Source organism: Chryseobacterium sp. RLHN22 (genome assembly GCF_051011795.1).
Classification (GTDB): Bacteria; Bacteroidota; Bacteroidia; order Flavobacteriales; family Weeksellaceae; genus Chryseobacterium; species Chryseobacterium zhengzhouense.
Window position 1 is genome coordinate 63,924 of record NZ_JBPCHW010000015.1, and the last position, 25,493, is coordinate 89,416.

General features: G+C 35.2%; 24 protein-coding genes. 5 read left to right on the forward strand and 19 right to left on the reverse strand.

Annotated elements, in window-relative coordinates:
- The first annotated feature begins 26 nt into the window (after positions 1-26).
- Entirely contained in the window at positions 27-905 is an 879-nt protein-coding gene (locus ACR1PN_RS14740) for a glycosyltransferase family 8 protein (RefSeq protein ID WP_433980654.1), read from the forward strand.
- Positions 906-941: 36 nt separating this feature from the next.
- Here the strand turns inward: ACR1PN_RS14740 and ACR1PN_RS14745 are convergent, their stop codons facing one another.
- A complete protein-coding gene (locus ACR1PN_RS14745) occupies positions 942-1,631 on the reverse strand; it encodes an alpha-1,2-fucosyltransferase (RefSeq protein WP_433980655.1) in 690 nt (229 codons plus the stop codon).
- A gap of 169 nt (positions 1,632-1,800) precedes the next feature.
- On the opposite strand from ACR1PN_RS14745, the gene ACR1PN_RS14750 reads away from it, so the two are divergent.
- Positions 1,801-2,643 (forward strand): glycosyltransferase family A protein, encoded by an 843-nt coding sequence (locus tag ACR1PN_RS14750; RefSeq protein ID WP_433980656.1) that lies wholly within the window; start codon positions 1,801-1,803, stop codon positions 2,641-2,643.
- Here ACR1PN_RS14750 and ACR1PN_RS14755 read toward each other — a convergent pair.
- The 18 genes from ACR1PN_RS14755 to ACR1PN_RS14840 all read right to left on the reverse strand — a co-directional run bounded on the left by ACR1PN_RS14755 (position 2,632) and on the right by ACR1PN_RS14840 (position 20,363).
- A complete protein-coding gene (locus ACR1PN_RS14755) occupies positions 2,632-3,612 on the reverse strand; it encodes a hypothetical protein (RefSeq protein ID WP_433980657.1) in 981 nt (326 codons plus the stop codon). The two genes, ACR1PN_RS14750 and ACR1PN_RS14755, sit on opposite strands and share 12 nt — an antisense overlap.
- A gap of 4 nt (positions 3,613-3,616) precedes the next feature.
- A complete protein-coding gene (locus tag ACR1PN_RS14760) occupies positions 3,617-4,747 on the reverse strand; it encodes a glycosyltransferase family 4 protein (RefSeq protein ID WP_433980658.1) in 1,131 nt (376 codons plus the stop codon).
- A 29-nt stretch (positions 4,748-4,776) separates the two neighbouring features.
- The gene (locus tag ACR1PN_RS14765) at positions 4,777-5,799 is read right to left on the reverse strand and encodes a hypothetical protein (protein WP_433980659.1); all 1,023 of its coding nucleotides are present in this window, start codon (positions 5,797-5,799) and stop codon (positions 4,777-4,779) included.
- A gap of 3 nt (positions 5,800-5,802) precedes the next feature.
- On the reverse strand, positions 5,803-6,645 hold the full coding sequence (locus ACR1PN_RS14770; RefSeq protein ID WP_433980660.1) for a glycosyltransferase: 843 nt from the start codon (positions 6,643-6,645) through the stop codon (positions 5,803-5,805).
- Position 6,646: 1 nt separating this feature from the next.
- A complete protein-coding gene (locus ACR1PN_RS14775) occupies positions 6,647-7,459 on the reverse strand; it encodes a glycosyltransferase family 2 protein (RefSeq protein ID WP_433980661.1) in 813 nt (270 codons plus the stop codon).
- A gap of 203 nt (positions 7,460-7,662) precedes the next feature.
- Positions 7,663-8,478, reverse strand: a complete 816-nt coding sequence (locus ACR1PN_RS14780) for a glycosyltransferase family 2 protein (RefSeq protein WP_433980662.1) — start codon at positions 8,476-8,478, stop codon at positions 7,663-7,665.
- Position 8,479: 1 nt separating this feature from the next.
- On the reverse strand, positions 8,480-9,553 hold the full coding sequence (gene gmd / locus ACR1PN_RS14785; protein WP_433980663.1) for a GDP-mannose 4,6-dehydratase: 1,074 nt from the start codon (positions 9,551-9,553) through the stop codon (positions 8,480-8,482).
- Positions 9,554-9,557: 4 nt separating this feature from the next.
- Positions 9,558-10,481 (reverse strand): GDP-L-fucose synthase family protein, encoded by a 924-nt coding sequence (locus ACR1PN_RS14790; protein ID WP_433980664.1) that lies wholly within the window; start codon positions 10,479-10,481, stop codon positions 9,558-9,560.
- Positions 10,481-11,503: a hypothetical protein gene (locus ACR1PN_RS14795; RefSeq protein WP_433980665.1), complete on the reverse strand. Its 1,023-nt coding sequence runs from the start codon at positions 11,501-11,503 to the stop codon at positions 10,481-10,483. Before ACR1PN_RS14795 ends, ACR1PN_RS14790 begins: the two co-directional genes overlap by 1 nt.
- Positions 11,500-12,294 carry an FkbM family methyltransferase gene (locus ACR1PN_RS14800; RefSeq protein WP_433980666.1) on the reverse strand — a complete coding sequence of 265 codons (795 nt, stop codon included), beginning with the start codon at positions 12,292-12,294 and terminating at the stop codon, positions 11,500-11,502. The genes ACR1PN_RS14795 and ACR1PN_RS14800 overlap by 4 nt, the downstream gene beginning before the upstream one ends.
- A gap of 76 nt (positions 12,295-12,370) precedes the next feature.
- Positions 12,371-13,357 (reverse strand): nucleotide-diphospho-sugar transferase, encoded by a 987-nt coding sequence (locus tag ACR1PN_RS14805; protein ID WP_433980667.1) that lies wholly within the window; start codon positions 13,355-13,357, stop codon positions 12,371-12,373.
- A gap of 6 nt (positions 13,358-13,363) precedes the next feature.
- Complete coding sequence (locus ACR1PN_RS14810; protein ID WP_433980668.1) at positions 13,364-14,092, reverse strand: FkbM family methyltransferase; 729 nt, start codon at positions 14,090-14,092, stop codon at positions 13,364-13,366.
- On the reverse strand, positions 14,089-15,351 hold the full coding sequence (locus tag ACR1PN_RS14815; protein ID WP_433980669.1) for an ABC transporter ATP-binding protein: 1,263 nt from the start codon (positions 15,349-15,351) through the stop codon (positions 14,089-14,091). The genes ACR1PN_RS14810 and ACR1PN_RS14815 overlap by 4 nt, the downstream gene beginning before the upstream one ends.
- A 95-nt stretch (positions 15,352-15,446) precedes the next feature.
- The gene (locus tag ACR1PN_RS14820) at positions 15,447-16,304 is read right to left on the reverse strand and encodes an ABC transporter permease (protein ID WP_433980670.1); all 858 of its coding nucleotides are present in this window, start codon (positions 16,302-16,304) and stop codon (positions 15,447-15,449) included.
- Positions 16,305-16,463: 159 nt separating this feature from the next.
- On the reverse strand, positions 16,464-17,327 hold the full coding sequence (gene rfbA, locus ACR1PN_RS14825) for a glucose-1-phosphate thymidylyltransferase RfbA (protein ID WP_433980671.1): 864 nt from the start codon (positions 17,325-17,327) through the stop codon (positions 16,464-16,466).
- A gap of 7 nt (positions 17,328-17,334) precedes the next feature.
- A complete protein-coding gene (locus ACR1PN_RS14830) occupies positions 17,335-17,784 on the reverse strand; it encodes a hypothetical protein (RefSeq protein WP_433980672.1) in 450 nt (149 codons plus the stop codon).
- A 4-nt stretch (positions 17,785-17,788) separates the two neighbouring features.
- Positions 17,789-18,868, reverse strand: coding sequence for a dTDP-glucose 4,6-dehydratase (gene rfbB / locus ACR1PN_RS14835; RefSeq protein ID WP_433980673.1), 1,080 nt, complete (start codon positions 18,866-18,868; stop codon positions 17,789-17,791).
- A 172-nt stretch (positions 18,869-19,040) separates the two neighbouring features.
- A complete protein-coding gene (locus ACR1PN_RS14840; RefSeq protein ID WP_433980674.1) occupies positions 19,041-20,363 on the reverse strand; it encodes a UDP-glucose dehydrogenase family protein in 1,323 nt (440 codons plus the stop codon).
- 261 nt (positions 20,364-20,624) lie between these two features.
- Here ACR1PN_RS14840 and rimP point away from each other — a divergent pair, with 261 nt between their 5' ends.
- The 3 genes from rimP to infB all read left to right on the forward strand — a co-directional run bounded on the left by rimP (position 20,625) and on the right by infB (position 25,427).
- Complete coding sequence (gene rimP / locus ACR1PN_RS14845) at positions 20,625-21,092, forward strand: ribosome assembly cofactor RimP (protein ID WP_433980675.1); 468 nt, start codon at positions 20,625-20,627, stop codon at positions 21,090-21,092.
- 15 nt (positions 21,093-21,107) lie between these two features.
- On the forward strand, positions 21,108-22,343 hold the full coding sequence (nusA, locus tag ACR1PN_RS14850; protein WP_378176552.1) for a transcription termination factor NusA: 1,236 nt from the start codon (positions 21,108-21,110) through the stop codon (positions 22,341-22,343).
- Between the two features lie 78 nt (positions 22,344-22,421).
- Entirely contained in the window at positions 22,422-25,427 is a 3,006-nt protein-coding gene (gene infB, locus ACR1PN_RS14855) for a translation initiation factor IF-2 (RefSeq protein WP_433980676.1), read from the forward strand.
- The last annotated feature ends 66 nt before the right edge of the window (positions 25,428-25,493 follow it).

Consider the following 25,493-nt stretch of genomic DNA (forward strand, 5'->3'; position numbering starts at 1 on the left):
CCTATTTTTGTTGAAAATTTTAAATGATGAATTTCCTTCCCATTGTATTCACTTGCGATGATTCTTATTTTAAATACACCAGCGTAGTTATTGCTTCGTTGCTTGTAAATCAAAATAAAAATTGTCGATATGAAATTAATATTATTAGTGAATACATCAGTGATGAAAACAAGGCATTAGCCGAAAAACAAATTTCCAAATTCAGCAATTTTTCTATAAAATTCATCATTTTAGAAAATTTTGATGCAGGTAAATTTTATCTGAATTCTTATATGACGGTAAGTACTTATTATCGGTTTTATATTCCTCAGTTATTTAAAAATTATGAAAGAATTTTGTATCTGGACAGTGATCTGATCGTAGATGCAGATATTTCTGAATTAGCGGTCATGGATTTTGATGATAAGCTTGCGATCTGTAGCCCAAGTCCATTCATTGTAGATAAAGTGAAAGCGGGGAACGATGAGGTTTTTACAAGAGAATATTTTCACGAATATCTGAAAATGCCCGATCCTACCTTATATTTTAATGCAGGAGTTATGCTTTATAATCTCAAGAAAATGCACGAAATCGAAATCACAAAGAAATTTTTCACTGCAATTGAAGAAATTAAAAAACCACTATTGCAGGATCAGGATATTCTGAATTCGGTTTTGTCCAGAAACGGAGGAATAAAGATGATATCCAGTAAATATAATATGACCAAGGCTTACACGATAACTTCAAAAAGAATTTTTCTGGAGAATCTAAAAGATTTGTTTGGTCTTAGTAAAAAGGGCAATTGGTTTTATATCTACCATTATGTAGGGAAAAACAAGCCATGGATGGAAAAAAGAATAGATGGACTGTTATTTGAAAAATATGCCAAGAAGTCTCCTTTTTATTCTTTAATTTTTAGTACATAATTTAGTCTTATTTACATAAATGCTTTGTAGGGGGGGTTAGCATAAGTGCAGAACATCAATAATTTCCCATTCAGGATGTAGCTGGTATGCGGTAGAATTTTCATAAAGCGTTGACGCAAAATTAGGTGCTATAACTGTATTCTTATTTGAAAGAAATTTACATATGTAGCCACCCCAATACGAAAAAGTTGAATTTGTGATTACTAAATTTCTTGCTGAGCACAGCGATTTAAAGTCTTCAATTGGGGTACTGTCTTTTTTGAAAAAAATATCTTCAGACTTTATATGATAGGGGAAATTAAGATTTTCTTTACACCATTCAACGTCATCACTGACAATTTCAATCGGATAATTAAATATTTTTGGAAATTTCTCTATTACTTCATTTAAATATGCATTCTGATCGAAGCTTGATGGAAGCTTTTTTTCTGTAGAATAATAATCACCTCTTCTTATATTAATAATTGTTTTTTCTGATATTTCTATATTGTCTAATATAGAGTTTGTTAAAAGAATGTTCTGGATAAAATAATTTAGCTCCTTCTTTGTGAAATCATTTCCAAATTGCTGATAATAAGAATTAAACCAATCGAGATTATCTACTTTTTTTATGAGTTGCTCTGGGCTAATAACGAAATTTCTAAGTGCAGGGAAAAATTTCAACCAGTAATCCATTGTTTCCGTGTGTAATATAGAAACCATATTTCCTTTCTGTTGCGCAATCATGCAATGCAAATAAAAATATAACAAATTTCCGAATCTTGCTTGTACAGGTATTTGGATTATGTTTTTCTGCTCTTTTCCAGAACAAAAAGAATAGATCTTCTTAATAGATCTTCTTATTTTTTTTGAGTAGTTCATATTTGTTGTAATTTTATGCATTACTATTAGCACGATGCACAAATTTACTGTTTTTACCCCAACTTACAACAGGGCTTATATTATTGAAAATCTTTATAAGAGTCTTATTCTACAGTCTTATACAAATTTTGAGTGGCTGATTGTAGATGATGGGTCTATAGATAATACTGAAGAGTTGATAAGTTCTTTTATTAAAGAAGGTAAAATAAAAATACGATATTATAAGCAGGAAAATCAAGGTAAACATATTGCAATTAATTCAGGGCTTAAGGAAGCAAAAGGAGATTGGTTTTTCACGGTTGATAGTGATGATCTCTTACCGAATGATAGTCTTGAATTATTAAATAAAGAAAGTCAAAATGTACTACGAGCAGATAATGCGGGTTTGATAGGTCTTAGATCATATCTTAATCAATCTGTTATAAAAAGAACTTTTGACGGTAAAAATGTAGAATGCTCATCTCTAGATTTTACTTATAAATATGGTTATAATGAAGAGATGGCAGTCTGCCTGAAAACTTCTGTCGCTAAAAATTTTCCATTTCCGGTAATCAAAGGTGAAAAATTCTGCCCGGAATCTTTAGTTTTGAACAGAATTTCTAAGAACTACACGTTTTATTATTTTGGAAAATCAATATATACAGGAGATTATCTAGAAGATGGTTTATATGCAAAGTATTGGGAGAATTTTAAAAAATCAGTCAATTATTCTATGATTTATTGGTCTGAGCTTGCTGCTTCGAATGTTCCAAAAGAAATTAAGATAAAAGCTCTGAAAAATTATTTTGCATTTTCTCACAGTGTACCTCATCGTTTTTTGAGAATTCTGAAAGATATCTCTATCCCAAAAATTCTTTTTTATTATCTAAGCAAATAGTCTTCTAATCCAGTTTTTAAATTCATACTGATCTGTAATTTTCTCATCAATAGGGTGGTATGGTTTTTTAAGGAAATCTGATAGGCCATCAAAGTTTTCAAAATCAGTGACAAAAATGTTATCCGGGTGATAAAAATCGTATCCTTTTACCGTTGGGTTATTGGTGATCATTTTTTTTCTGTATTGAAGAGCTTCAAAAAATCGAAGAGAAAGCCCATTATGTTCTTTTCGTTTCATGTCAATAAGAATAGATGATTTTTTTACCATTTTTAGGTTCTCCTTATAAGTGGACACAATTACAAGATTGTTAATTCTGGAGTCGATATTTGGATAGTCTTTATCATTATTGAGGTAAATGAGGGGATTTGTTTTAATAGTATTATAATCAAGATAAGTAAGAAGGTTAATTATTTTTTTATGCCTTTCTTCAAGGTATTGTCCGATATAGAAAAAATCATATTCTTCTGTATAAGTTGTAAAGTCTTTTCCAAAAAAACAATTGGTAATAAACTTAAAATGATAATCCGAATTATTCTCTATATCATCTTTATCAAAAACAAAAATTTCATCAAAATAATTCCTGTATGAGAGAATTTTTTTTGATACAGAAATTCCGTCAAGTTGAAAGCCAATCATTTTATTGCTTATTGCCCTTGCCTTTTTTAAGACAAATTCAGGAACCAAATCTCCACGGATAACTAAACAATAATCAAAATAACTATTCTCAAGCTGTTCTAGACTTTTTTCACAATATTTTTCAAAATTAGTTTGATTGGCGGTAATAGGATAGAAATTATTTTTCAAAACGTTTCTATGAAAGATATTTATAAGCCTTTGCCAAACACTGAATTGATTATAATAGAGTTTTTCTTTGAACAAAATTTCTAAATCGTAGCCATTTTTTACAAACTGCTCTACAAATGGTTCTGCTAGAACTTGATTTTTATAAATGAAAAGAACTTTTGCCATACTGTTAGTCAATAGTTTTGCTGATAATTTCCAAAAATTTTCCCTTCCAAACCTCCCAATTTAGCTCGTTTTCATATTTTTTTCTTGCCTGCAAAGACAGTTTCTGCATTAAAGGTTCATCTATAATAATTTTTTCAATAGCATCAGCATAATCTTTAGAAGAAGAATTTTGTGCAAGAAGCAAGCCTGTTTTGCCATTTTCGACATGTGCGGAAACACCTCCCGTATCAGTAGAAATTACGGGCAAACCATATCCTGCAGCCTCACAAAATGCGATAGGTGTACAATCTGCTTTTGTAGGAACAAATAGAAAATGAGAATGTAAAAGATGCATCTGAATTTTTGCTAAATCATTCGGGAAATTTTTATTGAGATAGGGTATAATGTTTACCCATTTATCCTGAATTTGCGGATTGCAACCAATGATTTGCAGTTTAACCGAATAGCCTTTTTGGCGCAGGATTTTTACTGCTTCATAAGCAAGATCTCCTCTTTTCCTTTCCCAGTCTACAGCAAGAAATAAGAAAACGATATCTTCACATTTGTCTTCATTAAAATATAAAAAATCGGGAACCGCTAGATTGGCACCGAATTTTAAAACCTTCACTTTATCAGGATTAATTCCGTAATGATTAACAGCATAATTCGCTGCCCATTCGGAAGAGAAAATATTAACTGAACTTTTCTTTAGCATCATCTTTTCAATCTTTTTCGTCTCCCATTTAGAAAGCCAACCGAAACCAGAATAATACGGATAATAGTTCAGCAATTGTGCAACATTGGCATCATTCAGATATACAATAGGGATATTTGTTTTTACTAAAGCAAAATCATTAAGATATGTTGGAACAAAAAGCAAGTCATAATCTTTTTGTTTAAGAAAAGGAGTGATTTTCTTTCCCAATCTCCAGGAGGTGTACAAATTAACCTTTGTGTTGTAACCACGGTGGAATATCCGATAAAAAATATTTTGTATTTTTTTTAATGTCCTTTCTTCTTTTCCACTTAGTTTCTGCTGAGGAATCCACTCTATATCATGACCCATCTCCTGCATCTTCTCATACATTTTGTACATCGTACCTGACCAGTTGGCTTTATTTTCTAATGGCATTGAACTGTAAAAACCTATTTTCATCTTATTATTTGGGCAATTAGTTGTCGTGTTTAGATGCTACTTAAGCCTAAGATGCGTTTTAACCAGCTGTCAATACGATAATATTCAATTGCACTTTTTTCGCTTTCAAAAAATGGCTTCTCCATAAATGCCGCAAGATCCTGCTTAGTATTCTGGTTGTATATAAATATATTATCCGGGTGGTAGAATTTAAGCTCTTTTGCAAACTGATTGGTTGTGACTACTTTCTTCTTCAAATAATTTGCCTCAATGATTCTGAACGTAAAACCATTCTGCCAACCGGCTTGAATATCCAGAACGATTGTAGAGTTAAGCGTGATTTTAAGATAGTCGTGAATAGAGATGCCGCCATCCAAATACAGGAAAGGATATTTTTTTTCTAATATATCCTCATCCATATGATGTTTTACAATATGTATATCAAGAGAAAATTCCGAAACGTCTATGCAGTCTAAAATATCGGTAATCGTCTTATCCCGTCGGTCTGCAATATTCCCAACATATGAGATTGATCGTGATGCAGCATGAACATTTCTTTTTAAATTTTCAATTTCTTCAACGGGGTAATAAAAGTTTGTCTCATACCCAAGTCTCAGTTCAGTGTATTTTTCTACACTGTTTTTGTCAAAGCAGAATACATCAGCAAACAGGTTTCTTGATCTGCGAAGTGACTGAGCTTTAAAGTCGTTAATACTATCCCAAAGATATCCCGTCATTTTCTGATGGGTATGTGCAGAGAGGTATTTCAGCGTTTCAACACTGAAATTGTCAGGACGGATCACAACGATGTGGTCATACATACCTTTGATATGTTCTTTAATCTGTTTAACAAAATGCCTGTTTTTATCTCTGGTATCAAGATCTGTCCAGTGGGAAGTATTATTCAGAACCTGCCTTTTGAATATATTGATGTATTTATCATAAAATCTGCGTTGTGAAGAATAATTGTTATCAATAAGATAATAATCAACATCGTATCCCTGAGTCCTTAAAAATCTAAAAGCATCTTTTCTTAAAAAGCCTTGTTCGATGATCAGTATTTTCGGTTTCATGTTTTAATTTTTTAATGACCAATATATGGTTTTCAACGCTTTTAAATATCCCATCATCCCCAGTCTTCTTAAAGACAGGAAATTTATAAGGTTTGTGACGATTTCTGTTCTGTCAAATTTCTTATGGATTAATTCTCTGGCAAGCTGCTGGTAAGCTTTTATTTCAGTGCTATTGTCAATTATTTTCTGGCTAAAGAATCTGGCATTAATTCTACGGTTGAGCAGAAGCTGAGTAAGCCAGGCTTTTCCCGGGCTGCCGGCCGAATAATGCACGAGATCGATCGCATTGGTAATGTAATTCTTTGATGTAGGAGTCATCTTTATAGAGAATGAAACATCATACGCATGAAAGCCTTTTAATCTCTCGTCAAATTTATTCTCCATCCATCTGTTCTTTGTACAGGCTATGAAAACTCCGTCTATAAAACGGACCTCTTTCAGGCCATCCTTATTCCCTTCAAAAGTATAATGTGACCGGGCTGCTGTATTTTTATTAAAATGAGTAATGTGACTGTAGGCGTAACCTTCTACCATCCACCATCCACAGGGAACATTAGGTAGATATGCCGAACCTGCAATACCCAGGCAACCTGGCTTATTTTCCCGAAGGTAACTTTCTAAAATATTTCCCCAGCCATTAGTTTCGAAAGAGACATCTTCATGTAAAAACAGAAGATTTTCAAACTTCGCCATTGCAGCACCTTTATTGTAGGCTTCGCACATTCCCATTAGTCCAGGATTATCAATCCTCACGATTTCATAGGAAATGCCGCATGTCTCCGCAATGTTTTTTTCCAGTGCAGCAAAAAGGTCGGGCTGATATGAGGATATGATGATTGAAAGCATTTTAAAATAATTTACGAAGTACTTTGCGAAAAATAGATTCGTTCATTAAATCAAGCAAGCGGGCGTTTTCTCTTTCTAAAATATAAATTTTGTTCATTAAATCAAAAAAATCGGGGTATTCGTTTATGTATTTTTTGTAATGTTTTTGGTAAATATAGTGTTTAACAGAGTTCTTATGATCCGTATTTGCATTGATGGCGGTATCTCTTGAATGAGCTTTCCTACGGTAGAAAAACCCTACATAATCCAATTTGTAGACCTGACTGCTGTTTTCCAATACTGAAATCCAGAAATCCCAGTCTTCCAGACCATGGATCAGATTTTCGTCATATCCGCCCGCAGAGATCCAGGTGTCTTTTCGAAAAAAAGCGCTACAAAAGATTTGGTTGTGAAGGAGAATTTTTTTGAAGTTATATTCAGGCAATCCAAATTCTCCGGTAGTATTCCCGAAAAATTCTGCTTTGCAGTAGATCAATGTAAAATTTTTGTCGAAATAATCTTTTGCTTTTTCCAGGTAATGCGTGCTGATTCTATCATCTCCGTCCAAAGGCAAAATCCAATCTCCGGAAGCGTGATTGATTCCATTATTCCGGGCAGCTGACACACCTCTGTTTTCCTGATGAATATAGTGAAACCGTGGATCTTTTTCAATCCATCCCTTTGCCACTTCTTCTGTACAATCAGTAGATCCGTCATTGATGATGATGCATTCCCAATTGTGATAGGTTTGATCAAGAACAGACTGAAGGCATTCGTCGAGATATTGTGCTTGATTATAGCATGGAACAATGATAGAGATCAGAGGGATAGTCATAAAGTGTTTTAGATACAAAGATATTAAAAATCAGGAATAAAGATGTCTCATAATTGATTTAGGATCACCTTAAATGTAGTGAAGGATGGTTTTGACTTGTTCTTTTATTGTTGCTTATTTGTATTAATTTGCTCTTAAATGGTATTAAGATAGGCTCATCTCATTATAAATAAAGAATACATTAATAATCAACATTGCGTTTTTCACTTCGGTATTTTTATCAGACCGAGCCTGTGTAAAAGTTTAATGACTCTGTAATTTTTCAGATAATTAAATTTATTTTCAGCGTTTTGTAATCGCTTATTTTCATCTTGTAAAAACTTCAGGCGTTTGAGATCATCCGTTATAAATGGAAAATGAATAGAAAATGTAAGGTCTTTTTCATTTGCAATTTTTTCTAAATTCTGTGTATTTGAACTAATGCCATCTAAATAAAACGCTGAAATTGTCTTATCAATCTTTCTGTAACTAGCCTGCTGTTTGCAGATTGCCATCATGAACCATTTCCAATCTGCAACTATTTTAAGCTGTTCGTCATAAAAACCATATTTTTCAAATGCATCTCTTCGGATAAATGTTGCGGGATGAGGCAGAGACTCGTAAAAGAAATAGAACAGGGTAAGGTCTTGAGAGTAATTCTTAAGATACTTGTGATCGCCTTGAACCACTTCTAAATTACCATAAATAATATCTTCATGCGATAAAAACTGTTCCGCTGAAGAAAGGGTATCTGCATGATAAAAATGGTCACCACTGTTGATAAAGATAAGATATTCTCCTTTAGCCGATGCAATCCCTTTATTCATTGCATGATATATCCCTTTGTCCGGTTCGCTTACCCAATAGGTGATATTTTTAGAATACGTTTCAAGTAAGTCTTTGCTTCCATCAGCAGAACCGCCATCAATCACAATGTACTCATAATCTGTATAATTCTGTGAGGTTACACTTTCAAGCGTTTTTTCTAAACCGTATTTATTATTGAAGTTAATGGTGATGACAGAAATCTTCGGATTCATTTTAAGAAAGTTTAAGGTCTGATTGCATCATATCTTTTACCAGAGCCGGCAAATCGTATTTTGGCTCCCAATTGAGTTGGGTTTTCGATTTGGTAGGATCGCCAATCAGTAAATCAACTTCTGTGGGACGATAGTATTCAGGATCTACTTTAACGACAATCTTACCGATTTCTAATTGATACATCGGATTGCTGCATGACTTTATTTTTGCCACTTCATTTTCATTTTCACCTTCACATTCTATTTCTATTCCTACCTCTGCGAAAGCCATTTTGACAAAGTCCCTCACTGAAGTTGTTTTTCCTGTAGCAATGACAAAATCTTCTGGCTTATCCTGCTGCAGTATTTTCCACATGGCTTCTACGTAATCTTTGGCATGTCCCCAGTCTCGCTGAGCATTTAAATTCCCCAGATATAAAACCTGCTGTTTGCGTTTCGCAATTTTTGCTACGGCCATTGTAATTTTTCGCGTTACAAAAGTTTCACCTCTTCTTGGAGATTCGTGGTTAAACAAAATTCCGTTACAAGCGTACATTCCGTATGCTTCCCGATAATTTTTTGTAATCCAGAATGCATAAATTTTTGCAACTCCATAAGGTGAACGTGGGTAAAAGGGGGAGTTCTCGTCGTAGAAACCTGCAGCGTTTTTGTTTTCAGGCAAGCCACCATACAATTCTGAAGTTGAAGCTTGGTAGATTCTTGTCTTATTGGTCAGCCCTAAAATTCTTATCGCCTCCAAAATTCTAAGCGTTCCGATGCCGTCTACATTAGCAACGTATTCGGGAGAGTCGAAGCTTACCTTCACGTGAGACATCGCTCCCAAATTATAAATTTCATCTGGCTGTACTTCTTGTATAATTCGTATGATGTTGGTAGAATCGGTAAGGTCACCATAATGCAGCTTAAAGCGTACATTAGACTCATGTAAATCGATATATAAGTGATCAATGCGCTGGGTATTGAAAGAAGAGGCTCTTCTTTTTATCCCGTGAACTTCGTATCCTTTTTCTAAGAGTAACTCTGCAAGATAAGAGCCGTCCTGCCCTGTAATCCCCGTAATAAGTGCTTTCTTCATTATATTAAACTAAAAATTTATCCTGATATACTTTTGTGATTCCTTCTTCCAGGCTTATTTTTGCTTTCCAGCCCATATCATTTATTTTACTTACATCCATCAGTTTTCTTGGGGTTCCGTCTGGTTTTGAGCTATCCCAAATAATATTTCCTTCGTGTCCTGTGATTTTCTGTATCAGCTCTGCAAGTTCTTTAATACTTAAATCTTCGCCAATACCAAGATTAATCTGTCCGTAATCATTAAAATTTTCCATAAGGAATACACATGCTTCGGCAAGATCATCGGTATGCAGGAATTCTCTCAACGGAGTTCCGCTTCCCCAAAGTTCTACATCACGGTTATTATCGTTTTTTGCTTCATGAAACTTTCTGAGCATAGCCGGTAGAACATGAGAGTTGTTGAGGTCGTAATTGTCATTTGGACCGTAGAGGTTGGTAGGCATAGCAGAAATAAAATTGCAGTTGTACTGGCTGCGATAAGCATCGCACATTTTAATTCCTGCAATTTTTGCGATTGCATAAGGTTCGTTAGTAGGTTCCAGGGTTCCTGTCAAAAGATAGTCTTCCTTTAGTGGCTGTGGCGCCATTTTAGGATAAATACAGCTGGAGCCTAAAAACAACAGTTTCTGAACACCAGATAAATAAGATTGATGGATAACATTATTCTGTATCATCAGGTTTTCATACAGAAAATCTGCCCTGTACGTATTGTTTGCCATAATACCTCCTACCTTGGCGGCAGCTAGAAATACATATTCAGGTTTTTCTTTTTCAAAAAATTCTGCAACTGCAGCTGTGTTGCGAAGATCCAATTCAGAAGAGGTTCGAAGGGCCAGATTGGTAAAACCTTTAGCTTCAAGATTTCTTAGAAGTGAGCTTCCCACCATTCCTCGGTGACCGGCGATGTATATTTTGGAGTTTTTTTGCATTATTTTAAATAGCTTTTTAGCTTATCTTTGATTTTTGTTTTAAGACTTCTGTTTTTAAGGATTTCATCCGCTTCTTTTTGCTTTCTGATTGATTCCTGTTCCAAGAGTTTTTTCCTTAAAAGGACATAGTGACATTGTAAAAAGCTTAGTTTTTCAATGTTATTCAGAATCAATTTTTTACGGTAATCACTGTACAATTCTATCAAATCTGTCCTTGTTGAGAAAGAAAATCTGTCATAATAGCTTGCTAAAACATCTGGTGAACTGTATTTATAATTGCTGAAATGATAAAATATAAGTTCTTCGTTTTTATTAATAATGAGATTTGAAAATTCGTCTTTCGATAAGTATCTTTCATGAAGATTCCAAGGCCCCATATTTAATCCGGGATTTCTAGAAACAACACAGTTCTTAAAAAAGATTGGAGTAAGGTTCATCCAAAGCTGATCCACAAATAAACCTTCAGAAACTTTATCGTAGCCAATATTGTATGTTCTCTCACCCCACCATTTAAAAAAGGGTAAATTGTTGTTGGGATTTTTTACACCAATAAATCCTAAGTTATAAGTTCCGTAATTAAGAAACGTCTGTTCAGAAGGCATTTTGTAGTCGATCGGAATAGGCGTGAGAATATGTGGCGTAAGGATAATTTCTTTACCATCCATTAGTTCTTTTTCAACAGCAGATAGATTTCCAAATAAGAATGTATCGGGATCAAAATACATAAGGTGTGTAAGCTCTGAATATTTTTTAGTAAAATATTCAAAATAGAATGGCTTTACACATGTATTTAATTCAATGATATTATATTTTCTCCACAAGCTATCGAAATCAGGAATGCCTATCTCATGTGTAAGGATAATAGGATGGCCAATTTCTTCTTGGTAATTAATTTCTTCGGAAAGAAGGTCAACTAATCCTATAAAAAAAGTATAATCGGGGTTTGTTTTTTTAATGGAATCTCCCAAAGCTTTTGCCTGGGCAAGATAATTATTGGAACATATTGTGAAAATTATTTTCATAAGCGATATCCAAAAATATTCAGTTGCAAATCGAAGTACGGACCTTTTTTTTCCAAATAGGGATTTTTCATGTTTTCCCAGGCTTCTTTAATGTATATTTTAAATCCGGCCTCTTTTAGATAAATTAAAAGTTCACCTATCATTTGAGGATTTTCAGCAAAACTATGATACTCAACAAATATATTCTCAACATTTTTTAAATCATCTTTACAATCTTTTATAATGTCGAATTCAGGACCCTCGATATCTATTTTAAGGAAGTCAATTTTTTCATGGAGATAATCTTTTAAACGAACGGTTTCGATGTTAATTGTATTATCTGATTCATTTTCTACAAAGTGTCCGCTTAGTGATCCTAATTTTGCAAAGATAAGCGGATCATTATTAATCCAAACTGCCTTCTGGTGAAGATCAACATCGTGTATTCCAAACTGCTGTAGATTATGTTTAGCCATTTCAAAAATATCATTGTCAGGTTCAAACCCGATAATCTTCGCTTGAGGAAAAAGTCTTTTAAAATAAATAATACTTAAACCTAAATTGGATCCACAATCTATTATTTTGGGATTTGCTTTTTCAGATTTGAATTTATATACTTCCTCGATGAACAATTCATTTAAAGAATGTAAATACCAAAAAGGATCGGTGATCTTTACTTTTTTATTGAAAAGTAGGGATTCTTTTTTTTGTGAACTATTTTTTTTGAGTTCTGTATATTCGTGATATGGTATTATTGAAGAGAATTTGTTATACAATTCTCTATTAGTATTTTTATTTAGAAAATTAAACATCAGATATTATTGTGATTTAATATTAGCATTTTTTTTATTATAATGATTATCAGCTCTAAATACCAATATTTCTATATTAATTAATATGAAATATTTTCCAATATATTTTTTTAATAATATTCTTTAAAAAAGTTTTTTTCTGGTATATTATATTAAATTGATTTGTTTGAAATTTTTGTTTAGGTGTCTTCGAAAAAAACTTTTCAGAAATAAATTTATCAAAATCATTATTAATCACAATTTGTTGTGGATGAATTAAAGGAAAGAGAATCTCTTCATTGATATTGGCTTTTATTATGTCTTCACTCGCTTCAAAAGTGTGTGTAGCATCTTCTCCAAATCCAATATTCGTTGTAAGATTTTTTGAAGGAATAATTCCAATACCGTCATTCACCATTTTACAAAAAACCCATTGATAATCCCATATATGATCTATATTTTTATTGCATACTAAATCGAAAGCTTCCTCCCAGAATGCATAACCTGCTGCTGAAAACTTTTCACGTATTTTCTTTTTTGTTTGTGGTTTTTCCCAAGATGAAATGTTGTAATCATAATGTTTCCAAGCTCGCTTCCAGCTCGCCCATCCCCATCCCCCAGCATAATTGGTGAAATAATAACTTTCTGCTGATTTGAATATCTGGCTAACGAAATTTGTGCCTGCAATCGACATTATTTTATCATCGTCTTTATATTTGATAAGAAGCTCTTCGCAGAAGGAGAAAAATGATTGCGAAGGTATGATGTCGTCTTCTAAGATAATGCCATATTCTACCTGATTAAAAAACCATGTTATTGCTTCTGCGGGACCATAACCACAACCTCTATTTATGTCTCTGAATAAAGTTTTCACTTCACATTCCCAATCAATTGCTTTTAAAACAGCCTTTCTAGTTTTCTCGCAATTAATTATATCATCGTTGTTATCTTCTCTGGGACCATCTGCAGCAATATATAAATGTGTCGGTTTTGCTTTTCGTATCTCATTTAAGACACAAAGACTAGATTGTTCTCGCTTGAAAATGAGAAATAAAATGGGTGTGTTATATTGCTTTGTTGGCATTTGCTCTTAGTTTTTGACGTAAAATGAAGTATTTACTGTTCTATAATAAAGCTTATAATCTTTTTCTATCATGTAATTGTTGATCTTACTGTTTTCAACAATTGTTTGAATATCGGCTCTAAGTTCTTCTATTAAAATTACTTTTGGTTGATACTTTTCCCAATCATTACTTTCTAAAACTTCAATGTCAAGACCTTCAACATCAATGCTGAGAAAATCAATAGTATTTAAGTTTAAGCTAGATTCATTTAGTATTGTTGATAATTTTTTTGTTTGAATTTGAACTTTATTTGTGATTAAAAATCTTCCATTACCAGCTCCATCTTTTTCTCTTGCTTCTTTTTCATCAAATGTATTTAAAGCGGTTTCATTAAACATGTAATATGTAAGAATTTGTTCCGTATTCGAAATACCAATACAAAGATTCTCATCTTCAGGTCTATATTTATCAAAGAGCTCTTTACTTTCCGGAAGTGGGTCAATATTAATACCTCGCCAACCTTTATTGTAAAAAAGATATGTATTAGAGAACCTAAAAGGATGATGGGCACCAACATCTACAAAGGTGCCATTTTGCTGTCCTTCGAAATATCTTGAAAGAATCATATCTTCACCTTCTTGAGCAAAGGAAAAATTTTGATACTGTTTCTTTACATCAATTTCCCCTTGCTTTTCTATATTTCCGAAAAAAAGTTCTTTTAGTAAGATTAATTTTTTCTTAATTATGTTTTTCATGACCAATTGCCTTTTATCAAAAATGGTGCTTCTATTTCTATTGTTTTACCCGTGTTAAAGAAATCTCCTTGTTCAATTTTTATTTCCAAAAGAGCCTGTTGTGGCCAATCACTTTCAACTGTTCCTACTAATATCCGACCTCTTATTTTAAGTAGGCTAGAGAATATCGAAAAATTTTCAAGTAATAGAACAATTTTATTTTCTCCCTTTTTTAGATGATAATAATGATTTTGAAATCCACTGTAAATATAACTTAGTGTGTCATCAAACTTATCATGAAAAGATATTCCTATATCAACATTTTCTGTATCGCTTACGCAATTCAAGATAATCACCAATTTTAAATTTTGACCTGTAAAAATAGAATTAATTGTGTAACCATTTTGATCTTCAATATATACATCGGAGAAGGTTACCTGTTGAGATCCTGTTCTATCAGTAATGTCGGATACTTTTGATTTAGTATAATCAATAGAACTGACAAGGTACTTGTCTAAACAGTCATTAACACCGCCATTAAATAGCAACTTTCCATTTTGAAGAAGTATTCCCTTATTACATAGTGATTTTACAGCAGCCATATTATGGCTCACAAAAAGGATCGTCCTACCTTCTCCTTTAGTAACATCCCCCATTTTTCCTAGACATTTTTTCTGAAACTCAGCATCGCCAACCGCCAAAACTTCATCCACAATCAAAATTTCAGATTCCAAATGAGCGGCAACGGCAAAAGCCAGACGCACATACATACCGGAAGAATATCTTTTTACAGGAGTGTCGATATATCGTTCTACTCCTGAGAAATCTACAATTTCGTCAAATTTCCTTTTAATTTCTTTTTTGGTCATTCCCAAAATAGCACCGTTAAGATAAATATTTTCGCGACCTGTCATTTCGGGATGAAAGCCGGTTCCTACTTCAAGCAACGATGCAATTCTTCCGTTGGTATAAATCTTGCCGGTTGTTGGTTTGGTGACTTTACTGAGAAGTTTCAGCAGTGTAGATTTTCCGGCGCCGTTTCTGCCGATAATTCCTACAGCATCGCCCTGCTCAATTTCAAAATTGATATCGCGCAGTGACCATACGTATTCTGAACTTCCTTTAGATGATCGGTCATTTGTCTCGCCAATTTTCAGATAAGGATCTTCCTTTCCCCGCATTCTGTGCCAGAATCGGTTTAAATCGTGGGTCAGCGTTCCTGTCCCCACTTGTCCGAGACGGTATTGTTTTGATATATTTTCAGCTTTTAATGCAAGCATGTGTTTTTTGTTTAAGGTTTAAAGTTTGAGTTTAAAGTTGAGTTATAAGTTTATATATATAAAGCTCCTTATTACTCATCATTTATTACTTATAATTAAACGGTATCAATAAATGATTTTTCCGATTTATTAAAAATAACAATGCCCAAAAGAAGAATGGCAATGATAAAAGCAAAGCTTGACAACAGCCTTGTTAAGCTAAAATCTCCGGATCCTATAAATCCGTATTTAAAGCATTCAAAAATTGGGGTTAAAGGATTTAAATCTGCTAAAAAACTGTAGCTGCCTAATTTTTGCTTTACTAAAGAAGTTGGCAAAATAACAGGGGTAAACCACATAAATAAACTTACACCAAAGCCTAAAAGTAGAGATAAATCTCTGTATTTTGTCGTAAGCGAAGAAAATATCATTCCTAATCCTAATGAAAACAATGCAAGGAAAATGATCAGAACCGGAAAGAATAATGCCCATGCATTAGGTTGTACTTCTCCACGGTATATGTAATAAATCAATACAATCCAAAAGAGGACGAGTTGTATTCCCAGTCTCATAAAACTCGAGATGATCGTAGAAATAGGCGTTACCAGCCTTGGGAAATACACTTTCCCGAAAATTCCCGCATTTCCTGTAAATACATTGGAAACGCTGAGCATTGTGGTACTGAAATATCCCCAGAGTGTGTTTCCTGCAAGGTAAAATAATATCGGCGGAATACCGTCTGTAGGTAAGTTGGCTATATTTCCAAATACAAGTGTAAAGACAATCGTCGTTAAAATAGGATTTATAAAAAACCAGAGCGGGCCTAAGATGGTCTGCTTAAATGAAGAGATAAAGTCTCTTTTTACAAACATTAAAACCAGGTCTCTGTATCGCCAGACTTCTTTCAGGTTGAGCTGGAATAAAGAGTGACCAGACTCAATGGTTTCTGTCCACTTTTGTTGTGGTTCATTCATTTGTGGGGAATTTTTTGCAAATTTAAAATAATTAATTGATTGGCAGTGTTCTGAATGGTGAAATCTTCATAGGCTGGCAAAAACAGAGCTAATATATTAATATTTTATCTTTTAACAAAAAAGCTATTGATCACAGACCAATAGCTTTTTGTTATTATTTTATTTACCGATAAGCTTTTTCAGATATTCACCATATCCGCTTTTTCCATATTTTGTGGCGGTTTCCAGAAGTTTTTCTTCATTGATAAATCCATTTCTGTAAGCGATTTCTTCAATGCATCCGATTTTAAAACCCTGTCTTTTTTCAATAACGCTTACAAATTCCGAAGCATCATTCAGCGAATCGAAAGTTCCTGTATCGAGCCAGGCTGTTCCTCTGTCCAGAACACCAACTTCCAGTTTTTCTTTGTTTAAATAAACGTTGTTGACGTCGGTAATTTCGAGCTCGCCTCTCGGCGAAGGTTGAATGTTTTTAGCAATTTCTACAACTTCGTTATCATAAAAATACAATCCCGGAACCGCATAATTAGATTTTGGCTGTAAAGGCTTCTCTTCAATAGAAACAGCTTTAAAGTTATCGTCAAATTCCACGACACCATATCTTTCGGGATCTGAAACGTGATAGGCGAAGACAACTCCTCCGTCAGGATTAGTCTTGTTTTTCAGCAATGTTCCCATTTCAGAGCCATAAAAAATATTGTCTCCCAAAACCAGAGCAGCTGCATCATTTCCGATGAACTGTTCGCCTAAAATAAAAGCCTGTGCTAATCCGTCCGGACTGGGCTGTACTACATATTCAATATTGCACCCGATCTGTGAACCATCTCCCAAAAGCTTGATGAATCCTGGCTGATCATGCGGAGTTGTTATGATCAGGATATCTTTAATTCCTGCCAAAAGCAAGGTGGAAAGTGGATAATAGATCATCGGCTTATCGTACACAGGCATCAATTGTTTGCTTACGGCAATGGTTAGAGGGTAAAGTCTTGTTCCGGAACCTCCGGCTAATATTATTCCTTTCATCTTTTTGTTATTTTATATTCTCAATTGCAAAGTCCATATGATTCTTGATGTTCAAATCAATATTGGGATCCATCAAAAGTATTGAGTTGTTTCTTGATAATTGACCACCTATGCCTTTATAGAAGTTAATCAGTTCCTTCAATTCCTTTTCCGGTATAAAGGAGAATGCACTATATAATGAAATCTTGAAATCGTCAAAATTAAAGTTTTTGATGATTGAACGGGCTTGTTCCTTTGTAAGGAGTTCCTTTGGAGGGTCTATACTATAATCAAACATTTTTAGTTCGAGATATTCTTTAGCGTAGTTAACCAATGCTTCCCGGTAATGAGATACTTCTATGAATTCATCAATTAATTTTTGTTGTGATGAATTGGCCATTGCCGGGGGAGGTGGGAATGACTGGGCATAAACCAAGGACGAAAACACTACGAAAAGCAATGAAACAATGTACCTCATTATTTTAGTTATATTGTTTTTCGTAATATTTCTGGTAATCTCCGCTTGTTACATTTTCAAGCCACTCTTTATTTTCCAAAAACCAGTCGATGGTTTTGGCAAGACCTTGCTCAAATGTTACTGAAGGCTTCCAGCCTAAATCTTTGTTAAGTTTTGTGGCATCGATGGCGTAGCGTTTGTCATGTCCCGGTCGGTCTTTCACATAAGTGATCAGTTTTTCAGAATGGCCTGCAGGATTTCCAAGCTTTTCATCCATCTGTCTGATTAATTCTTTTACCAGATCAATATTCTGCCATTCGTTGAATCCTCCGATGTTATATGTTTCTCCGGTTTTGGCTTCGTTGAAAATCTGATGAATAGCTTTTGCATGGTCGATCACAAATAACCAGTCTCTTGTGTATTTCCCGTCACCATAAATTGGTAAAGGCTTTTCATTGATAATATTTGAAATACAGAGTGGAATTAGCTTCTCCGGGAAGTGGTTCGGGCCATAATTGTTTGAACAATTGGACACAATAAATGGCATTCCGTAAGTATTTCCATAAGCTCTTACTAAGTGGTCAGAGGCTGCTTTTGATGCTGAATAAGGAGATTGCGGATCGTAAGGTGTTGTTTCAAGAAAAAATCCTGTTTCTCCCAGACTTCCATAAACTTCATCTGTGGAAACATGATAAAAAAGATTAGTTCTTTTTTCATCAGGAAATCTTCCGTGAGTGTGATCCGGATTCAAAGTCCAGAATTCTTTGCAAAGATTCAGAAGATTTGCAGTTCCGTTTACATTCGTGTTGATAAATGCCATCGGATCGGTAATACTTCTGTCAACGTGACTTTCCGCAGCTAAGTGGATCACTGCATCAGGATTATATTTCTCAAAGATTTTTCTTAATTCTTCAGGTTTGGTAATATCTGCTTTTTCGAAAACATAATTGGGTTCATTTTCAATGTCCTTCAGATTTTCAAGATTTCCGGCATAGGTTAAGGCATCAAGATTGATGATGGTTGATGCCGGATTGTTTTTTACAAATTCTCTTACAACGTGTGAACCGATAAATCCGGCGCCGCCGGTAATGATGATGTTTTTCATATTTTATGCTAATGGCCGCTGGCTTATAGCTTTTGGCATTTATTAATGTCTTTCTGATTTTTTTTCATAGGTTTTACCTACGGCTATTAATATTGAAGCACTGCGTGGTTCTGCAGTACTTTTTTATCTGACAAAATATTTTCACAATGTAAAATACTTAGTATCTTTACTTTTATCTTGTCTCTTGCCTAACAGTTTTTCTTCCAATCGATTTATAGAAGAAGCCTTTCTGTTGCGGCACTTCTAATGGGAACATGTTTCTTCCGTCAAAAATAGCCTTATTTTTCATTTTTTTTGCCATCAGATCGAAATTCGGATTTTTAAATTCAGGCCATTCCGTAGCAATAAATAATGCATCGGTTCCTTCCAACGCATCATACATGGTATTGGCATACGATATTTTGTCACCCAATAATTTTTTAACATTCTGTTCAGCAATCAGGTCGTAAGCAATGATTTCTGCTCCTTTTTCCAGAAGTAATGCAATATTGTCGAGTGAAGACGCTTCTCTTATGTCATCTGTGTTGGCTTTAAATGCCAATCCCCACATCGCAATTTTCTTTCCTTTAATATTTCCTCCGAAATACTTTTCAATTTCCGAGACCAAAATTATTTTTTGGGAAATATTTACTTTTTCTGTAGCCTGAAGAATCTGAAAATCAAAATGGTCGTCTTTTCCTGATTTAATTAAAGCTTTTACATCCTTAGGAAAACAGCTTCCGCCATACCCGATTCCCGGAAACAGAAAACGGTGCCCGATTCTGTCATCACTTCCCATTCCTAGCCTTACTTTGTCTACATCGGCGCCTACTTTCTCACAATAATTGGCAATTTCATTCATAAAGGTAATTTTTACCGCTAAAAATGAGTTGGCTGCATATTTTGTAAGCTCGGACGATTTTTCGTCCATGAAAATAATAGGAATTCCGGTATTGGTAAATGGTTGATAAATTTTAGCCATAATATCTTTCGCTTTCTCGGAACTTGACCCCACAACAACTCTCGCTGGATTCATCGAATCTTCTACTGCAAAACCTTCTCTCAGGAACTCAGGATTCGAAACTACATCAAAGTCTATTGTTGTTTTGGCAGAAATTGTTTCTCTTACTTTATCGGCTGTACCTACGGGAACTGTACTTTTATTGACAACCACCTTATAGTCTGTCATCATTTCACCAATATCGTTAGCTACTTTCAATACATAAGAAAGATCTGCAGACCCGTCTTCACCTGGTGGCGTCGGAAGAGCAAGATATACAACCTCACTCTTGTCTAAAGCTTCCTTTAGGTTGGTAGTGAAAAATAATCTTTCAGACTGAATGTTTCTCAGGAACATTTCTTCAAGGTTGGGCTCGTAAATCGGCACGATGCCGTTTTTCATTCCCTCTACTTTTTTTTCATCGATATCAACACAATAAACCGAATTGCCAAGCTCTGCAAGGGTAGTTCCTGTAACCAAACCCACATAGCCTGTTCCTACTATTGTTATATTCAAAATATATGTTTTTATAAAATTCGTCACAAAAATACTAAAAATTGTTTCATTGTATTTTTAAATGAATAATAACTTCTTGAAGATGATGCTGAAATATTTTACCATAAAGCCTTAAATAATTTGATGATCTTATTTTGTTGATTATGAACCTGATTTGCATATTTTATAAAATTGTCATATATTTGCATAAGATTTACGGAAAAAATGGAAAGGCTTCGAAGAGAAAGCCTTTTTTCGTACTGGTAAATCAGGATAAAGAATATGGAGTTTAGAAAAAATATTGAAGCATTATTAAATGATTTCCTGGAAACAAGAAAAGATTTGTTTCTTATTGATTTAAAGATTTCTGCAGGTGATGATATTACGGTAATTCTTGACGGAGATAATGGTGTTTCTGTTCAGGATTGTCTGGATGCAAGCCGCGCCATCGAGTTTAATATGGATCGTGAAGAGCATGATTTCAGCCTTCAGGTAATGTCTGCCGGATTAAGCGAGCCACTTGCAATCCCAAGACAATTTCAGAAAAATATCGGAAGAGAAATTGAGGTTTTGCTTAATGATTCAACAAAAACCGAGGGCGAACTTGTAAAAGTAGACGAAGAGAAAATCACTCTCGTACTTCGTTACCGCAAACCGAAAGATATAGGTAAGGGGAAAGTGGATGTTGAGGAGGAAAAAGAAATTCCTTACTCCGAAATAAAAAAAGCATTGGTAGTAATTAAATTTTAAAAAGAAAAAAGATACATGGATAATATAGCGTTGATTGAATCATTTGGTGATTTTAAAGACGAAAAAGGGATCAGTAAGATTGATCTGATGGCGATCATTGAAGATTCTCTGAAAACTTTGTTGAGAAAAAGATATGATTCGGATGATCATTTTGATGTTATTGTAAACCCTGACAAAGGAGATTTTCAGATATTTTTAAATAAAACAATCGTTGAAGATGAAATGTCTGAAGATGATGATCTGGAAATTGAAATTACAGAAGCTAAAAAAATCGATCCGACTTTTGAGGTAGGTGAAGATTTTACAATGGAAATTCCGGTAGCTCAGTTGGGAAGAAGAAATATTTTGACGCTGAAACAGATTTTAGCAACAAAATTGCAGGAGCATAACAACGCTATGTTGTACGACCAGTTCAGAGACAGAATCGGGGAGATTGTAATTGGTGAAATTCACCATATCCGTCACAAGCATGTAATCTTATTGGATGACGAAGGAAATGAATTTATACTGCCAAAAGAAAATCAGATACCTTCAGATTTCTTCAAAAAAGGAGAAAACATCAGGGCAATTGTTGAAACAGTAGATTTTAAAGGTTCAAAACCTCAGATCATTGTTTCCAGAACGGCTCCGAAGTTCTTAGAAAAATTATTGGAGTTGGAAATTCCTGAAATTCAGGACGGAACCATCATCCTTAAAAAAGCAGTAAGAATTCCTGGTGAAAAAGCCAAAATCGCTGTGGATGCTTACGATGACAGAATTGATCCTGTAGGAGCTTGTGTCGGGGTAAAAGGTTCCAGAATTCATGGGGTTGTAAGAGAATTAAGAAACGAAAATATAGATGTGATCCAGTGGTCTAAAAACCCTGAGATTATGGTGAAGAGAGCTTTAGGTAATGTTACCATCAATAAAATTGACATCAATGAGGACGCAAACTATGCATTGGTTTATACTCCGGTTGAAGAGATTTCTAAAGTAATCGGAAAGCAGGGACAAAACATCAGACTGGCTTCGTGGCTTTCTGGATACGAAATTGATGTATACAGAGAATCAAGTGAAGATGATGATGTAGACTTGAAAGAGTTTAATGATGATATCGAACAGTGGATTTTGGATGAGTTTAAGAAAGTAGGTCTTACAACTGCAAAATCGGTGTTGGATAAGGAAACGGAAAGTCTTCTGAATATGGTAGACCTTGAAGAGGAAACCATCGAAGATGTAAAACGTATTTTGAGAGAGGAATTTGAAGATTAATATTTAGAAATAAATTTTAATAAACAGTAAAAAGAACACTTTAATTTTAAGAATTAAAAAAAACAGTAAATAATATAGATGCCAAAAATTAGATTAAATAAAGCGGTTAAGGAATTCAACATATCGATGTCCAGACTGGTAGAGTTTTTACAGTCTAAAGACTTCGTGGTTGAAAACAATCCTAACGCTCAATTAGAAGAAGCGGCATATTCTGCATTGGAAGCTGAGTTTGCCAAAGACGGTGAGCAGCGTAAAGCTTCCCATGAGGTGGTGATTTCTAAAGTTCCGGAAGAAAAACTGGAAATGGAAGAGAAAAAAGCCCCTGAAGTAATAAGAGCTAAAGCTAATACAAAACCAGAAACCAGAATTTTAGGTAAAATAGATCTTGAGCCTAAAAAATCTGAACCTGTTGCAGAAGAACCAGCTCCTGCACCTGCTCCGGTAGAAGAGAAGAAAGAAGAAGTGAAGGAGGTGAAAGAAGAGGTGAAGAAAGAAGAAGTTGCACCGGTTTCTGAAGTAAAAGCAACATCTGAAAAACAGGAATTCAAGGTTCTGGATAAAATTGATCTTTCGCAAATCGAAGGGAACAGAAACAGACCTGCAAAAAAAGATAAACCAAAAACAGAAGAGGTAAAAGCGGAGGTAAAACCGGCTGAACCGGTGAAAGAAACTCCGAAACCGGTTGAGAAACCTGCAGAAAAAGTAGAGGAAACCAAATCAGAAGCAGCACCTGCGTCTGAAGAATCTCAGGAACCTCAGAAAATAGAAACTGTTTATCAAAAGCTTGACGGACCTAAGATTGTCGGTGAAAAAATTGACTTAACTCAGTTTGCACCAAAGCCAGGTCCGGGAGCGAAAAAGAAAAGAAAGAGAATTGAGAAGCCGGGTGGCCCGAACCAAAATACAGGGAACAACCAACAGGGTGGAAGCAATCAGCAAGGAGGTCAAGGAAACCGTCCTCAGGGACAAGGAGGTCAGGGTAACCGTCCTCAGGGTCAGGGAGGTCAAGGCGGAAACCGTCCGGGTCAGGGTGGACAAGGCGGTGGAAACCGTTTCGGAAACAACAACCAAGGTAACCGTCCTCAAGGTCAGGGCGGACAAGGTGGAAACAGACCGGGCTTCAATAGAGGCGGACAAGGTGGAAACAGACCAGGACAGAGAACAATGCCTGTTGAACTGACTGACGAACAAGTTAAAAATCAAATTAAGGAGACTTTAGAAAAGCTTACCAATAAAGGAGGTAAATCTAAATCTTCCAAGCACAGAAAAGATAAGAGAAGTTTCCGTAGAGAGCAGGACGAGCGTCAGCAGGAAATTGATGCTGCAGACAGAACATTAAAGGTAACAGAGTTCATCACTGTTGGTGAATTGGCAAGTTTAATGAACGTTTCTCCAACCGAAGTAATCTCAGCTTGTTTCTCTTTAGGAGTAATGGTTACCATGAACCAGAGATTGGAAGCCGATACTTTATTATTGGTAGCTGATGAATTCGGATATAAAATCGAATTCTCTGATGCGGATCTTGAAGATACCGATGCGGAAGACGAAATCGATACTGAAGAAAGCTTATTGCCGAGAGCACCGATTGTTACCGTAATGGGGCACGTTGACCACGGTAAAACATCATTATTGGATTACATCAGAAAAACCAACGTTATCGCTGGTGAATCAGGAGGAATTACACAGCACATTGGAGCTTACAATGTGAAACTGGAAAACGGTCAGAGAATTACATTCTTAGATACGCCGGGTCACGAAGCCTTTACGGCGATGAGAGCGAGAGGTGCACAGGTTACCGATATTGCGATTATCGTAATCGCTGCCGATGACGATGTGATGCCACAGACGAAGGAAGCGATTTCTCACGCTCAGGCTGCAGGTGTACCGATGATTATTGCGATCAACAAGGTAGATAAACCGAATGCAAACCCTGATAACATCCGTCAGCAACTTTCCGGAATGAATATTTTGGTGGAAGAATGGGGTGGAAACGTTCAGGCTCAGGAGATTTCGGCAAAATTTGGTAATAATGTGGATGTATTGTTGGAGAAAGTTTTATTACAGGCAGAAATGCTTGAATTAAAAGCGAATCCGGATCGTGCTGCAAATGGAGTAGTAATTGAAGCATCTTTAGATAAAGGTAGAGGATACGTGGCAACCATGTTGGTGCAAACCGGAACTTTAAGAGTTGGAGACTATGTTGTAGCAGGTAAAAACCACGGTAAAGTAAAAGCTTTACTGGATGAAAGAGGGAAGAATCTTGCGGAAGCAGGTCCTTCAATCCCGGCAACGATCTTAGGTTTAGACGGAGCGCCTACAGCAGGTGATAAATTCCGTGTTTATGCTGACGAAAGTGAAGGTAAAGCGATTGCGAATAAGAGAGAGCAGTTACAGAGAGAATTATCAATCAGAACCAAGAAACATACGACCCTTGAAGAATTAGGTAGACGTATTGCTTTGGGTGAATTCAAGGAATTGAACATTATCCTTAAAGGGGACGTGGATGGTTCTGTGGAAGCACTTTCTGATCAGTTACAGAGATTATCAACAGAAGAGATCAGTGTGAAAATCCTTCACTCAGGTGTTGGGCAGATCACTGAATCTGATATCAACTTAGCGGCTGCATCTGATGCCATTATCATCGGATTCAACGTAAGAGCCGGAGCCAATGCGAAAGATCTTGCAGACCGTGAAGAAATTGAGATCAGAACATATTCTGTCATCTATAAAGCCATCGATGAGGTGAAAGAAGCGATGGAGGGAATGCTTTCTCCGGAAATTCAGGAGCAGGTTATCGGTAATGTTGAAATTAGAGAAGTATTTAAGATTTCTAAAGTCGGAACGATTGCAGGTTGTATGGTTCTTACCGGAAAAGTAACGAGAAATTCTAAAGTACGTTTGCTAAGAGACGGTATCGTGAAATTCGATGGTGAGCTTGAAAGCTTAAAGCGTTTCAAAGACGACGTAAAAGAAGTAACGAAAGGTTACGAATGTGGATTGAACCTTAAAGGTTACAATGATATCGAACAGGGCGACATTCTTGAAGTATACGAAGAGGTTGCTGTGAAGAAGAAATTGAAGTAATTTAATTTTGTAATATATTAAAACTGCCCGCATCTTTGATGCGGGCAGTTTTTGTTTCTAAGCTTT

Bases quoted from the DNA above. Each gene is read 5' to 3' on its own strand.
- ACR1PN_RS14745 (WP_433980655.1), bottom strand. From the start codon at position 1,631: ATGATTGCGCAACAGAAAGGAAATATGGTTTCTATATTACACACGGAA.
- ACR1PN_RS14810 (WP_433980668.1), bottom strand. From the start codon at position 14,092: ATGAAAAACATAATTAAGAAAAAATTAATCTTACTAAAAGAACTTTTT.
- ACR1PN_RS14755 (WP_433980657.1), bottom strand. From the start codon at position 3,612: ATGGCAAAAGTTCTTTTCATTTATAAAAATCAAGTTCTAGCAGAACCA.
- ACR1PN_RS14800 (WP_433980666.1), bottom strand. From the start codon at position 12,294: ATGTTTAATTTTCTAAATAAAAATACTAATAGAGAATTGTATAACAAA.
- ACR1PN_RS14790 (WP_433980664.1), bottom strand. From the start codon at position 10,481: ATGCAAAAAAACTCCAAAATATACATCGCCGGTCACCGAGGAATGGTG.
- ACR1PN_RS14795 (WP_433980665.1), bottom strand. From the start codon at position 11,503: ATGAAAATAATTTTCACAATATGTTCCAATAATTATCTTGCCCAGGCA.
- gmd (WP_433980663.1), bottom strand. From the start codon at position 9,553: ATGAAGAAAGCACTTATTACGGGGATTACAGGGCAGGACGGCTCTTAT.
- infB (WP_433980676.1), top strand. From the start codon at position 22,422: ATGCCAAAAATTAGATTAAATAAAGCGGTTAAGGAATTCAACATATCG.
- ACR1PN_RS14805 (WP_433980667.1), bottom strand. From the start codon at position 13,357: ATGCCAACAAAGCAATATAACACACCCATTTTATTTCTCATTTTCAAG.
- ACR1PN_RS14740 (WP_433980654.1), top strand. From the start codon at position 27: ATGAATTTCCTTCCCATTGTATTCACTTGCGATGATTCTTATTTTAAA.
- rfbB (WP_433980673.1), bottom strand. From the start codon at position 18,868: ATGAAAAACATCATCATTACCGGCGGCGCCGGATTTATCGGTTCACAC.
- ACR1PN_RS14820 (WP_433980670.1), bottom strand. From the start codon at position 16,304: ATGAATGAACCACAACAAAAGTGGACAGAAACCATTGAGTCTGGTCAC.
- ACR1PN_RS14765 (WP_433980659.1), bottom strand. From the start codon at position 5,799: ATGAAACCGAAAATACTGATCATCGAACAAGGCTTTTTAAGAAAAGAT.
- ACR1PN_RS14815 (WP_433980669.1), bottom strand. From the start codon at position 15,351: ATGCTTGCATTAAAAGCTGAAAATATATCAAAACAATACCGTCTCGGA.
- ACR1PN_RS14750 (WP_433980656.1), top strand. From the start codon at position 1,801: ATGCACAAATTTACTGTTTTTACCCCAACTTACAACAGGGCTTATATT.
- rfbA (WP_433980671.1), bottom strand. From the start codon at position 17,327: ATGAAAGGAATAATATTAGCCGGAGGTTCCGGAACAAGACTTTACCCT.
- ACR1PN_RS14760 (WP_433980658.1), bottom strand. From the start codon at position 4,747: ATGAAAATAGGTTTTTACAGTTCAATGCCATTAGAAAATAAAGCCAAC.
- nusA (WP_378176552.1), top strand. From the start codon at position 21,108: ATGGATAATATAGCGTTGATTGAATCATTTGGTGATTTTAAAGACGAA.
- ACR1PN_RS14770 (WP_433980660.1), bottom strand. From the start codon at position 6,645: ATGCTTTCAATCATCATATCCTCATATCAGCCCGACCTTTTTGCTGCA.
- ACR1PN_RS14830 (WP_433980672.1), bottom strand. From the start codon at position 17,784: ATGAGGTACATTGTTTCATTGCTTTTCGTAGTGTTTTCGTCCTTGGTT.
- ACR1PN_RS14780 (WP_433980662.1), bottom strand. From the start codon at position 8,478: ATGAATCCGAAGATTTCTGTCATCACCATTAACTTCAATAATAAATAC.
- ACR1PN_RS14775 (WP_433980661.1), bottom strand. From the start codon at position 7,459: ATGACTATCCCTCTGATCTCTATCATTGTTCCATGCTATAATCAAGCA.
- rimP (WP_433980675.1), top strand. From the start codon at position 20,625: ATGGAGTTTAGAAAAAATATTGAAGCATTATTAAATGATTTCCTGGAA.